Origin of the sequence: Amycolatopsis thailandensis (assembly GCF_042723255.1) — a bacterium.
GTDB classification, from domain to species: Bacteria; Actinomycetota; Actinomycetes; order Mycobacteriales; family Pseudonocardiaceae; genus Amycolatopsis; species Amycolatopsis thailandensis.
In genome coordinates this window covers 1-11,732 of record NZ_JBHXJK010000200.1, presented here as the reverse complement: position 1 = coordinate 11,732, position 11,732 = coordinate 1, and the positions used below count along the sequence as shown (strand labels likewise).

Genomic DNA, 11,732 nt, shown 5'->3' with positions numbered 1-11,732 from the left:
GGGACCCAGGGTCCCTCAAGGAGGCCTTCACGGACTCGCGCCAAGCTGCGAAGCGACGCGAAGGGAAGCGAAGGCGTCTGGCGAAGCGAAGGCGCGAAGCGCTGCCGAAGCGTACTTCTCCTCAACAGCCGTCCGTACTTCTCCTCGACTGACTTCCCAGGCGAGCCGCCGAACCCGGCCCCGTTCTCCTCGACTGCTGTCATGAGGGGTCCCCTCAAGACGAAAAGTGTCCTAAGGGGACCCCTCATGACACTTCGGGGCCGGGAACTGTCGGAGCCCGGCGCGATCCTCGACGGCATGAACAAACTCCTGGATCTCCTCATCCCCGCCCGCTGCGCCTCCTGTGGAGCACCGGGCGCGCCCTGTTGCGCGACCTGTCAGACCGCTTGGGGTTCGCTCAGCGAGATCACCCGCGCGCCCACGGCCGGCCGAGTCCCCGTGTACGCCCTGGCCCGCTATGCGGACGACGCCCGGCGCCTGATCCTCGCCTACAAGGAGCGCGGCCGCCGTGACCTCGCGCCGTCCCTGGGGCGGGCCGTCGCCGAGGCCCTGGTCCACCTACCCGAGCCGGCCGCGGACTTCTGTCTCGTCCCGGTCCCTTCGAGACGGCACGCCTCGCGTGTCCGAGGTGGACCGCACGTCCGGCGCCTCGCCGAGGAGTGCGTGAAAGCGTTGGCGGACAAAGGAAGACCGGCGACCGTGGCGCCGATCCTCGCGCTCAGGCCCGGGGTCCGCGACGCGGCGGGACTCACCAGGGCCGAGCGCGCGGTGAACCTCGACGGCCGCATTCGTCTCGTCCCGGGAGAGCATCCGGAGAGGGTCGTTCTCCTTGACGACGTGATCACAACCGGAGCGACGGCCGCCGCTTGTGCGCGCCTTTTGGACATAAGCGGAATTCACGTTTCCGCGGTGATCGCACTGGCCGCCGCCGGGTGATCGGAGGGTCACCTACAAGAGTGATGAATGATCGGGAACGGGAATGGGTACAAGGGCGTTGACGGGATATGAGGCAGCTTCCGGGGAACACTCGAGCGGCCCGCCACTCCACCGGGGTGGCGGCGGATTCCCTTGGCGGCGTCACCCTCGGCTTTTTTCTGCCCGAAGGCTTGCGCCGTCCGCGTGAAAACAAATCACGGGGACGACGCCCGACAAGCCGGATTGTCCCGCTGGACACAGTGTCGTCGTCGCGTGCGGTGACGAGGTCTCACGTCCTGATATCCCCCGGCTCGGGGGCTGTTGCTCGGGGCGTGTTGCAGCTAACGTGCAGCGCTATCAGCAATCCCGGCAGGCAGGGAGGTGACCAGCCCATGTCCCTGGCGCCGGAGCCGCGCTGAGTCCGCGCTCGGACATCCGCCACGAGACGTCGTGACCGCATGCCGAGTTCCCTCATCGCCCGCGATCCGGGCTTCGTCCCCGCTTTACCGGCGCCCTAGTGAACACATCTACAGCTCGCAGTCATTTCAGCGAGGGAGGTCGTGTATGGACATCGTCGTTAAGGGCCGCAACGTGGAGGTGCCCGACCACTATCGGGCACTCGTCAGCGAAAAGCTGGCCCGGCTAGAGCGCTACGACAAGAAGGTCATCCGTTACGACGTGGAGCTCTTCCATGAGCCCAATCGCCGGCAGTCGAAGAACTGCCAGCGCGTCGAAATCACCGGTAAGGGCAGGGGCCCCGCCGTACGCGCCGAAGCGTGTGCGGGCGACTTCTACGCAGCGCTGGATTCCGCACTCAACAAGCTCGAGAACAGGTTGCGGAAGACACACGACCGCCGGCGCGTGCACTACGGCCGCAGCCGCCCGGAATCCGTCGCCGAGGCGACTTCGATGGCGGCCGCCGGTGGCATGACCACCGACACCCGACATCTGGCGGGTACCGCTGTGCTCGAGGCGCCAGAGGCCGAACCCCTGGCCAACGGTTTCGCCGTCGAGAGCGGTGAAGAGTTCGAGATGCCCCAGCAGCGCTGGGACGACGGGGTGACCGAACACCAGCCCGGTCGCGTCGTCCGCGAGAAGAAGCACGACGCGGAACCCATGACGGTCGATCAGGCTCTCTACGAGATGGAGCTGGTCGGTCACGACTTCTATCTGTTCAACGACTCCGACGCCGGGTGCCCGAGCGTCGTCTACCGGAGGCGAGGCTTCGACTACGGCGTCATCCGGCTGAGCTAGCCGGTCCCTCCGACCCACCCACAACGCCTATGGAACGGCCCGTACGCGCACGCGTGCGGGCCGTTTCCCGTCCGGATCGGCCGGGATGGGCACCGGCCAGGTCAGATACCGACAGACGGTGCGTGCGCGAACACCGAGGTGTTCCCTACGATGGGGGCGGACGGTGGTGCGTCACCAGCGCACCACCGCGTACGAGATTGCCCGGGACCGGCTCGGGTGCGATCACAATCAGCTAGTGAGGTCGACCGGATGGTGCTGAACCGCCTGCTCCGCGCGGGCGAGGGCAAGATGGTGAAGCGGCTGCGCAACATCGCCGATCACATCAACACCCTCGAAGACGACGTCAAGGGACTTTCGGACACCGCGCTGCGGGCCAAGACCGACGAGTTCCGTAAGCGGAACGCGGACGGCGAGTCACTCGACGACCTCCTGCCGGAGGCGTTCGCGGTGGCGAGGGAGGCGGCCTGGCGCGTGCTCGGCCAGCGGCCCTACGACGTTCAGGTGATGGGCGGTGCCGCGCTGCACCTCGGCCAGGTCTCCGAGATGAAGACCGGTGAGGGCAAGACCCTGACCCAGGTGCTCCCCGCGTACCTGAACGCGCTGTCCGGCAAGGGCGTGCACGTCATCACGGTGAACGACTACCTCGCCAAACGTGACGCCGAGTGGATGGGCCGCATCCACCGCTTCCTCGGCCTCGAGGTCGGCATCATCCTGGCCGACCAGACGCCCGAGGTCCGCCGCCAGCAGTACGCCGCCGACATCACGCACGGCACGAACAACGAGTTCGGCTTCGACTACCTCCGCGACAACATGGCGTGGAGCCTCGAAGACTGCGTGCAGCGCGGCCACAACTTCGCGATCGTCGACGAGGTGGACTCCATCCTCATCGACGAGGCCCGGACGCCGCTGATCATCTCCGGCCCGGCCGACCAGTCCTCGCGCTGGTACGTCGAGTTCGCGCGGATGACGCCGCTGATGAAGGCGGACATCCACTACGAGGTGGACATCCGCAAGCGCACCGTCGGTGTCACCGAGAAGGGTGTCGCCTTCGTCGAGGACCAGCTCGGCATCGACAACCTCTACGAGGCCGCGAACACGCCGCTGGTCGGCTACCTGAACAACGCGCTGAAGGTCAAGGAGCTCTACAAGCGCGACAAGGACTACATCGTCCGTGACGGCGAAGTCCTCATCGTCGACGAGTTCACCGGCCGCATCCTGCACGGCCGTCGCTACAACGAGGGCATGCACCAGGCGATCGAGGCCAAGGAAGGCGTCGAGATCAAGGCCGAGAACCAGACGCTCGCCACGATCACGCTGCAGAACTACTTCCGGCTCTACGGCAAGCTGGCCGGCATGACCGGTACCGCCGAGACCGAGGCGGCCGAGTTCCACCAGACCTACAAGCTGGGTGTGGTGCCGATCCCGACCAACAAGCCGATGGTCCGCGCCGACCAGGCCGACCTCATCTACAAGACCGAGCAGGCGAAGTTCGAGGCCGTCGCCGAGGACATCGCCGAGCGGCACGAGAAGGGCCAGCCGGTGCTGGTCGGCACCACGAGTGTCGAGAAGTCCGAGCACCTGTCGAAGCTGCTGCTCAAGCTGGGTGTCCCGCACGAGGTCCTCAACGCCAAGCACCACGACCGGGAGGCGCTGATCGTCGCCCGCGCCGGGCGCAAGGGCGCGGTCACGGTCGCCACCAACATGGCGGGCCGCGGTACCGACATCGTGCTCGGTGGCAACCCCGACATCATCGCCGACGAGGTGCTGCGCGATCGCGGTCTCGACCCGGTGGAGCACTCCGAGGAGTACGAGGCCGCCTGGCCGAAGGTGCTCGAAGAGGTCCAGGCCGACACCAAGGCCGAGGCCGACGAGGTCCGCGAGGCCGGCGGGCTGTACGTGCTCGGCACCGAGCGGCACGAGTCTCGCCGGATCGACAACCAGCTCCGCGGTCGTTCCGGCCGTCAGGGTGACCCGGGCGAGTCCCGGTTCTACCTGTCGCTCGGCGACGAGCTCATGCGCCGCTTCAACGCGACGATGGTCGAGCGGGTCATGACCACCATGCGGCTGCCGGACGACGTGCCGATCGAGCACAAGATGGTCTCCAAGGCGATCAAGAGCGCGCAGACGCAGGTCGAGCAGCAGAACATGGAGATCCGCAAGAACGTCCTCAAGTACGACGAGGTCATGAACGAGCAGCGCAAGGTGATCTACGCCGAGCGCCTGCGCGTCCTCGAGGGCGAGGATCTCCGCGAGCAGATCGAACACATGCTCGTCGACGTCATCAACGCCTACGTCAACGAGGAGACCTCTTCGGGCTACGCCGAGGACTGGGACCACGAGAAGCTGTGGACGGCGCTCAAGACGCTGTACCCGGTGAAGGTCACCTGGGACGCCCTGACCGAGGACGACGACCTCGACGCCGAAGGGCTGCGCGAGGCGCTGCTCGAAGACGCTCACCGCGCGTACGACGAGCGCGAGGTCGAGATCGACGGCAAGGTCGGCGAAGGCGCGATGCGCAGCCTGGAGCGCCAGGTCATGCTCACCGTGCTCGACCGCAAGTGGCGTGAGCACCTCTACGAGATGGACTATCTCAAGGAGGGCATTGGCATGCGGGCCCTCGCCCAGCGCGACCCGGTCATCGAGTACCAGCGCGAGGGCTACGACATGTTCCGCGCGATGCTGGAGTCGCTGAAGGAGGAGGCCGTCGGCTTCCTGTTCAACCTCCAGGTCGAGCAGGCCGAACCCGCCGCCCCGTCGCCCGAGTCCGCGTCCGCGCTGCCCGCCGGTGTCGGGTCCGGGAACGGCCAGGCCGCCAACGGCGACGGGCGGCACGCCCGCCCGACGCCTCCGCAGGGTCCGGCGACCGACACCGAGTCCGTGCCGTCCGCCTTGCGGGGCAAGGGACTCGGCGGCGGTTCGCAGTCCGGGCTGACCATGTCGGGCCCGTCCGAGGACGGCGGCGTCGAGTCGCATTCGGACAGTGCCGGCAGCGACGGCGGCGACCAGAGCGGGACCCGCCGGGAGCGTCGTGCCGCGCAGCGCGCCTCCCAGAAGAAGGGCAAGAAGGGCCCGCGCCGCTAAGACAAGCCGAAGGGGGCCTTCGCCGCACGCGATGCGGTGAAGGCCCCCTTTGTCATGCCGTGAGCCGGAGCGAGGAAACCCGCCGAGGCGGCTTCAGCAGGTTGAAGCGCGTGCAGACCCAGCCCGACGGCGTCCGCTCGAAGCGCGCGGCCAGCGCGAGGCAGCGATCGTTCTGCTCGACCGTGGCGCAGGCCTCGACGACGCCGTCCCTCGGATGGCACAGGTGGATCGACTTCGGCCGGTAGCCGCCCGGCGGACGACGGCGGCCGCTGTCGAGCAGCGCGCTGTGGAGCGCCGGGTCGAGGATGGGCCGCACCTGGCCCGCCGGACGGCGCCCGTCACAGGCTTCGAGGATGGTGGTCAGCAGTCTGCCCACCTGGCGGCGGTCCGGCGTGTCGGGTCGCGGCGGTGGCTCCTCCACGATCTGTTCCCCGCCCAGCGGCAGGTCCAGCACGAGCTGGTTGTCCGGCGGCGCCACCCGGTGCACCAGCCTGCTCGCGACCCGGTAAGGCGGTTCACACGGTTTAAGCCGTCTCAGTACGTACGAACGCATCAGGCAGTCCCCCTCCGCGGCCCCTCGGCCACGCCCAGCAAGTAAGGGGCCGAAGACAGGCCGCGCCGCGACACGAACCGCCCGAGAGGATGAACCGGGCGGTGATCGCTTGTGTACGGTGGGCCGGTGCTGAAAGGGCTGGTCATCGACTATGTCGGGGTGCTCACGGACGACGGCGCGGACGAGCTCTACGCCTTCCTCCGGTCCGCCAGGGCGCGCGGCATCAAAACGGCCTTGCTCTCGAACGCGCCCGGGGCGTCGGACGAGGCCAAGAGAGCGCTGAACCCGTTCTTCGACGCGCTCGTCTTCTCCGGCGAGGTCGGCGTCGCCAAACCCGAACGCGAGGTCTACCTGCTCACCGCGGGGCTGCTCGACCTGCCGGCCGGGCGCTGCGCGTTCGTCGACGACGCCGCGCACAACGTCCGCGCCGCGGTGGCCGCCGGGATGGCGGGCGTGCACCACACGTCGGTCGAGGAGACGCTGACCGAGCTCAGCGCCCTGTTCCCGAGGCCTTAGCCCGGCGGACCAGCTCGAACGAGAGCACGGCGGCGGCCGCGGACACGTTGAGCGACTCGACCTCGCCCGGCATCGGGATCGACACCCACTCCGTCACCAGTTCGCCGACCTCGGCGCCGACGCCGTTCGTTTCCCCGCCCAGCACGAAGGCCGCGCGCTGCGGCAGGTCGACGTCGAACACCGTCTCGCCGGCCGAAGCGCCCAGCGCGTAGATGCCGTAGCCGGCTTCGGAGAGCATCTCGGCGGCCTCGCGCGCGCTGCCGCAGCGCAGCACCGGCGCGCGGAACGCGACCCCGGCCGAGGCCTTGACCACCATCGGGTCGAGGGCGGCGACCCCGCGCCGCGGCACCACGACACCCTCCAGCCCGGCGGCGGTCGCCGTGCGCAGGATCATCCCGACGTTCGCCGGGGTGGTGATGCCGTCGAGCAGCAGCACCCGCGACGGCGGCCTGCCGTCGGACAGGGCCGCCTGAAGCGACCGCATGCGCGGGGCGACGACGTCGGCCAGCACCCCTTGGTCCTGCTTGCCGTTGCCGGCCAGCACCTTGACGCGATGCGCGCTCGCCCGCTGCACCGGTACCCCGGCGGCCTTGGCGGCGCGCTGGATCTCGGCGGCGTTCGGGCCCCGCACGGTGTCGGCGAGAATCACCTTGTCCACCTCGAGCGCCGCGTCGTCCAATGCTTCGAGCACCGGTTTCCGCCCGTACACCGTCAGGAACCGGTCCTTCGGCGAGATCGCCGACTCATCACCCACACCGGCGAGTGTCCCACTATGTAAGGATCGGCTCATGCTCGACCGCCTCTCCGCGCTGGACGCCTCGTTCCTGTACGTGGAAGACCACTCGACCCCGATGCACGTCGGCGGCGTGGCGATCTTCGAACGGCCGCGCGACGGCTTCACTTATGAGCAGCTTCTGGACCTGATCGGGCAGCGGCTGGCGTTCCTGCCGCGTTACCGGCAGCGCGTGCTGGAGGTGCCGGGGCATCTCGCCCGGCCGGTGTGGGTCGACGACGTCGACTTCGACCTGAACTACCACGTCCGCCGGTCCGCGCTGCCGCAGCCGGGCTCCGACGGCCAGCTGTTCGATCTCGTGGCGCGGCTGATGTCGAGGCGGCTCGACCCGGGACGCCCGCTCTGGGAGGCGTACTTCGTCGAAGGGCTCGCGGGGGACCGGATCGCGCTGGTGACCAAGACGCATCAGTCCGTTGTGGACGGGGCCGTCACCATCGAGCTAGGGCAGTTGATCCTCGAGACCGCCCCGCAGGAGCCCGAACCGTTCGACGACAACTGGCATCCGCGCCGCGAACCGAGCCGCACCCAGCTGATGCTCGACGCCGTCGCCGAGACCGTGCAGCGGCCGACGGAGCTGGTGGAGAACGTCCGGTCCATCGCCCACGACGCCACCGCGATGGCGGGCAAGGTCACCGAAACGGTCGGTGACGTCGCGTCCGCGCTGAAGACCATGGTCAAGCCCGCGCCGTCCGGGCCGCTCAACGTCCGCACCTCCGGCGGCCGCATGTTCGCCGTGGTCCGAACGCGGCTGGAGGACTTCCGCAAGGTCCGCGCCGCGCACGGCGGCACGGTCAACGACGTCGTGCTGGCGGCCATCACCGGCGCGTTGCGGGAGTGGCTGCTGTCCCGCGGCTCGGCCCTGACCGCGACCACCACGGTGCGTGCGCTGGTGCCGTTGGCGGTCCGCGACGCCGAAACGGCCGAGTACTCGACGCCGGCGCTGGTCGGGAACCAGGTCGACGCCTATCTGGTCGACCTCCCGGTGGGGGAACCGAACGCGGTCCTGCGGTTGCAGCACATCGGCCACGCGATGGCGGCCCACCTCGACTCGGGCCGTTCGGTCGCCGCGCGCGGGCTGCTGACGGTCGGGGGCTTCGCTCCGGCGACCCTGCATTCGCTGGGCGCGCGGGCGGCCGGGTCGATGTCGGGGCGCATCTTCAACGTGCTGATCACGAATTCGCCGGGCCCGCAGGTGCCGCTCTACGCGGGACAGGCGAAGATGGTGGAGATGTTCCCGGTCATGCCGCTGGTGCGGAATCAGGCACTGGCGATCGGGGTCACCTCGTATCACGGCGGTGTCTACTTCGGACTGAACGGCGATCGCAAGGCCGTGTCCGATGTGGACCTGCTCGCCGGGATGATCGAGGAATCGTTGGAAGAACTGAAGGGTGCGCACTGGTGAGGGTTTATCTGCCCGCGACGATCGCGATGCTCCGTGATCTCGAAACCGCCGGGGAGTTCCGGGCGCGCAGCGGCACGGGGTTCGCGCTGACCCCGGCGCTGCGGGAGTCCTACGCCAGCGGATCCGACGAAGAGCTCGAATACGCCGCGCTGCTCGACGCCGCGAGGGCGTCGCTCCGGCTGATCGCGGCCGAGGAGAAGCCCGAGCCGCGACGGGTGGTGATCTCGGCCGACATCGACGAGGTCACGCTGCGCCCGGACCTCGACGCCGCCGTCGTCCGGCTGTCCGGACCGGTGAAGATCGCCGACGTCGCCGCGATCCACGTCGACGCCGCCGAAGCCGCCGAGTCGGTCCAGGCCGCCGCCGCGGTGATCGACCAGGCCGACCTCGGCGACCCGGACGCGGAGTTCACCCTCGGGGACGCCGAGGACCACGAACTCGCCTGGTACGCGCCCCAGGAACTCCCTTTCCTGCTGGAGCTCCTCTAGCCCGCGTTTCGTCCTCTGGATGCGGTCCTTGCGCGTGCAACTACCGCGTCCAGAGGACGAAACGCTAGAACCAGGAAGGGCCGGGCACCGGGCGTTCGGGCCGCCAGCCCGTGGCCTCGGTGAGCCGGGTCGACACGACCCGCTGCGAACGCGCCAGCACCGCCATCGACCCCACCCGGTTCGCCAGCCACTTCGGCAGGGCGCGGGGGCGCCGGACACCGGCCGCGGCGGCCATCGCCTCGCCGACTTCCTGCTTCCGCACCGGATCCGCGGCCAGGTTGTAGACGCCGCTCGGTGCCCGTAGCGCCGCGATCGCGCCCGCCGCCGCGTCGTCCGGATGGATCACCGCGGTCCAGTCCGTCCGGCGGCCGATGATCAGCGGCGAACCGCGTCGCGCGGCCGTCAGCATCATCGTCGTCATCGGATCGTCGGAGACCAGCAGCCCGATCCGCAGCCGGATCGCGGTGCGTCCCTCGTCCGCCAGCTCCGCGATGTTCGCGTGCGCCACCGTCGAAGACGCGATGTGACCGCTCGCCGCGAGAGGGGCGTCTTCGGTCAGTTCGTCGTCGCCGCCGTCGGCGTAGACGAACGAAATCCCTTCCTGCACAACGATTCCCAGCTCGCCGACCCGGCGCGCGGCGGCCGCGAGCGTCCGGCTGCCTTCGGTCCGCAGGCGGTCGTTCTCCGCCCAGCCGGACGCCGTCATCGCGTGACGCGCGTCCGGGATCCTGGTCGCGACGTTCACCACCGCGTCGTGCCCGTTCAGCGCCCCGGCCAGCGAATCGACGTCGAACAGCGAACCCGTCACCGGCTTCGCGCCGGTCGCGCGCACGGCCGCGACCCGGTCCTCGCCGCGGGCGAGCCCGCTCACCTCGTGGCCTTCGGCCAGCAGCCGCCGCACCAGCGGCCGTCCCAGCACCCCGGTCGTCCCGATCACCATCACGCGCATGTTCGTCTCCTCCTGTCCGCCTTCACGACCTGGACGAGACGGGCGCGGAGAACGTGACAGGGTCAGCCCGCCGGGATCTCCCCGATCTCTTCCGGCGGCGGCGCTTGGATGTCGGCTTGCGTGCCCCATTCGCTGTAGCGCGTGACGATCTTGGCCATCGCGCTGTCCGGAACACCCGAAGCGGCGAGGACGGGGGCGAGGTCGAGCACGACTTGCACCGGCTGGTGCGCGTCGTCGAGCCAGACCTCCATGGGGATCTTCCCGAGCTTGCCGTTCAGTTCCCCGACGGCCTCCGCCGACAACCCGGCGGGCAGATCGCCGCCCAGCGCGGCCATGTCGATGTCCAGCCGGTAGTGCTCGGTGGACACGCCGTCGAGTTCGGCGTGCCCGGACTCGGTGAGCGTGCCCGCCCGCCGGACCTGGTCGAGCGCGCGAGCGGGGTCGTTCTGCTTCGCCAGCTGGTCGATGCTGCCGCCCGCGACCTGCGAAAACGGGTCCGCGCCATCGGGGGATACCTTGACCCAGGGTTTCCCGCCGGGAACGTCCTCGCGGGCGCTTTCGGGGACCTTCGCGAAGACGATCTTGTCGACCAAGCGGAGTTCGAGCGGCTCGCCGAGGAAATCCGTGGTCATGGCGAGCGCGGTCCCCGTCCGCGCGACCCGGGTCTGCCCCTGGCTCTTCGAACGCATCGTGCCCGCCGTGACGTCGGTGGCGAACTTCGCGGCTTTGCCGTCCGTGGCGGACGCGGCTCCGTCGGCGAGCGCGCGGGCGTCGGCGAACGAGACGGCTGTTTCGCCGTCACACGCGACGAGCAGCGCGCCGAGTGCGAGCACGACGGCTGGCAGGGCCGTTCTCCGCATGAGGACCTGCTTTCGAAGGCGGGTGCCCAAGCGAAACACAGCCGGGGACCTCGCCCCGATCGGGGGAACGGCTTAGCGGCTGTCGCCGACGGCCTCGGGCGGCGGCGCGATGATCACCACGTCCGAGGCCCAGCTGTCGTATTTGACCGTGACCTTGTCCATGGTGACCTGCACCGGACGCTGATCGCCGTCCAGCCAAACCTCGGCCGGGGCACCGCCGAGATCGAGGACGTAGTGCGTGGTGGCCGTCCCGTTCAGGTCGGCCTGATCGGACTTGGTGACCTTGCCGGACTTCGAGATCCGCTCGATCGTGCGCGTCGGGTCCATCTTCTCGACGACGTCGGTCATCAGCGCGCCGTTGGCGGCGGAGAGCGCGTCCTTGCCGTCGGCGGTGATCTTGACCCATTCCTTGTCGGTCTTGAGTTCCCGCACCTGGGCGTCGGACAGGTGGTAGTAGAGGACGCCGTCGGCGAAGATCAGGTCCCGTTTCTCGCCCGCGACCTCGGCGACCATGGAGAACTTGCTGTTCGCTCCCTCATAGAGCCCGGAGCTGGTCACGACGACCTTGCGGCCGTCCTCGGCGGTGGTCTCCAGCGCGATCTTGGACGACCTGGCCTTCTGTGTGCCCGCGCCGGCGGCGGAAGCGAGCTGCGCCGCATCGGCGGGTGCTGCCGGTTTCTCCTCGCTGGAACAGCCTCCCAGCAGCAGGAGAGCGGTACAGACGACGGCGAATCCGGTGGCACGCATAGGACTCCCTCGGGTGAATGGTCTGTACCACTACCGTAGCGCCTATCGCGTGAATTTCCACCGTCCAATCGTCCGGAAGCGGGGGGGGGGGGCGCGCCGCCCGCGGCGGGATGGGGGTGGGGGGGGGGAGGGGCACGCGAGGGGGGTTTTTTTGTGAGAGTAATTTTTGTGGTG

General features: G+C 69.2%; 12 protein-coding genes. 6 read left to right on the top strand and 6 right to left on the bottom strand.

What is annotated here, in order from left to right; genetic code table 11:
* A partial coding sequence (locus ACFWMR_RS40300; protein ID WP_378382199.1) for a hypothetical protein occupies positions 1-203 on the bottom strand: 203 nt, incomplete at its 3' end.
* 94 nt (positions 204-297) lie between these two features.
* Here ACFWMR_RS40300 and ACFWMR_RS40295 point away from each other — a divergent pair.
* From ACFWMR_RS40295 to secA, 3 genes are all read left to right on the top strand, one after another.
* Positions 298-936, top strand: coding sequence for a ComF family protein (locus ACFWMR_RS40295; protein ID WP_378382200.1), 639 nt, complete (start codon positions 298-300; stop codon positions 934-936).
* 543 nt (positions 937-1,479) lie between these two features.
* The gene (gene hpf / locus ACFWMR_RS40290; RefSeq protein ID WP_005150753.1) at positions 1,480-2,169 is read left to right on the top strand and encodes a ribosome hibernation-promoting factor, HPF/YfiA family; all 690 of its coding nucleotides are present in this window, start codon (positions 1,480-1,482) and stop codon (positions 2,167-2,169) included.
* 249 nt (positions 2,170-2,418) lie between these two features.
* Positions 2,419-5,250: a preprotein translocase subunit SecA gene (secA, locus tag ACFWMR_RS40285; RefSeq protein ID WP_378382197.1), complete on the top strand. Its 2,832-nt coding sequence runs from the start codon at positions 2,419-2,421 to the stop codon at positions 5,248-5,250.
* A gap of 52 nt (positions 5,251-5,302) precedes the next feature.
* Here secA and ACFWMR_RS40280 read toward each other — a convergent pair whose 3' ends face one another.
* Positions 5,303-5,803 carry an Rv3235 family protein gene (locus tag ACFWMR_RS40280; protein WP_093939368.1) on the bottom strand — a complete coding sequence of 167 codons (501 nt, stop codon included), beginning with the start codon at positions 5,801-5,803 and terminating at the stop codon, positions 5,303-5,305.
* A 111-nt stretch (positions 5,804-5,914) separates the two neighbouring features.
* Here ACFWMR_RS40280 and ACFWMR_RS40275 point away from each other — a divergent pair, with 111 nt between their 5' ends.
* Positions 5,915-6,319, top strand: coding sequence for an HAD family hydrolase (locus ACFWMR_RS40275; RefSeq protein ID WP_378382196.1), 405 nt, complete (start codon positions 5,915-5,917; stop codon positions 6,317-6,319).
* On the opposite strand, the gene ACFWMR_RS40270 is transcribed toward ACFWMR_RS40275, so the two are convergent.
* A complete protein-coding gene (locus tag ACFWMR_RS40270; RefSeq protein ID WP_378382195.1) occupies positions 6,294-7,073 on the bottom strand; it encodes a TrmH family RNA methyltransferase in 780 nt (259 codons plus the stop codon). The genes ACFWMR_RS40275 and ACFWMR_RS40270 overlap by 26 nt on opposite strands.
* Positions 7,074-7,107: 34 nt before the next feature.
* Between ACFWMR_RS40270 and ACFWMR_RS40265 the strand changes: the two genes are divergently transcribed.
* Together ACFWMR_RS40265 and ACFWMR_RS40260 are read left to right on the top strand one after the other, a co-directional pair.
* Positions 7,108-8,514 (top strand): WS/DGAT/MGAT family O-acyltransferase, encoded by a 1,407-nt coding sequence (locus ACFWMR_RS40265; RefSeq protein ID WP_378278656.1) that lies wholly within the window; start codon positions 7,108-7,110, stop codon positions 8,512-8,514.
* Positions 8,511-9,002, top strand: a complete 492-nt coding sequence (locus tag ACFWMR_RS40260; RefSeq protein ID WP_093939364.1) for a DUF6912 family protein — start codon at positions 8,511-8,513, stop codon at positions 9,000-9,002. Before ACFWMR_RS40265 ends, ACFWMR_RS40260 begins: the two co-directional genes overlap by 4 nt.
* Positions 9,003-9,066: 64 nt before the next feature.
* Here ACFWMR_RS40260 and ACFWMR_RS40255 read toward each other — a convergent pair whose 3' ends face one another.
* The 3 genes from ACFWMR_RS40255 to ACFWMR_RS40245 form a co-directional block, all read right to left on the bottom strand.
* Positions 9,067-9,951 (bottom strand): NAD-dependent epimerase/dehydratase family protein, encoded by an 885-nt coding sequence (locus ACFWMR_RS40255; protein ID WP_378382194.1) that lies wholly within the window; start codon positions 9,949-9,951, stop codon positions 9,067-9,069.
* Positions 9,952-10,013: 62 nt separating this feature from the next.
* Entirely contained in the window at positions 10,014-10,811 is a 798-nt protein-coding gene (locus ACFWMR_RS40250; RefSeq protein WP_378382193.1) for a hypothetical protein, read from the bottom strand.
* Positions 10,812-10,883: 72 nt separating this feature from the next.
* A complete protein-coding gene (locus tag ACFWMR_RS40245) occupies positions 10,884-11,558 on the bottom strand; it encodes a hypothetical protein (RefSeq protein ID WP_378382192.1) in 675 nt (224 codons plus the stop codon).
* Between the last annotated feature and the right edge of the window lie 174 nt (positions 11,559-11,732).

Excerpts from the sequence above, each read along its gene's own strand:
- secA (WP_378382197.1), top strand. The coding sequence starts at position 2,419 with ATGGTGCTGAACCGCCTGCTCCGCGCGGGCGAGGGCAAGATGGTGAAG.
- ACFWMR_RS40280 (WP_093939368.1), bottom strand. The coding sequence starts at position 5,803 with ATGCGTTCGTACGTACTGAGACGGCTTAAACCGTGTGAACCGCCTTAC.
- ACFWMR_RS40265 (WP_378278656.1), top strand. The coding sequence starts at position 7,108 with ATGCTCGACCGCCTCTCCGCGCTGGACGCCTCGTTCCTGTACGTGGAA.
- ACFWMR_RS40250 (WP_378382193.1), bottom strand. The coding sequence starts at position 10,811 with ATGCGGAGAACGGCCCTGCCAGCCGTCGTGCTCGCACTCGGCGCGCTG.
- ACFWMR_RS40245 (WP_378382192.1), bottom strand. The coding sequence starts at position 11,558 with ATGCGTGCCACCGGATTCGCCGTCGTCTGTACCGCTCTCCTGCTGCTG.
- ACFWMR_RS40255 (WP_378382194.1), bottom strand. The coding sequence starts at position 9,951 with ATGCGCGTGATGGTGATCGGGACGACCGGGGTGCTGGGACGGCCGCTG.
- ACFWMR_RS40295 (WP_378382200.1), top strand. The coding sequence starts at position 298 with ATGAACAAACTCCTGGATCTCCTCATCCCCGCCCGCTGCGCCTCCTGT.
- hpf (WP_005150753.1), top strand. The coding sequence starts at position 1,480 with ATGGACATCGTCGTTAAGGGCCGCAACGTGGAGGTGCCCGACCACTAT.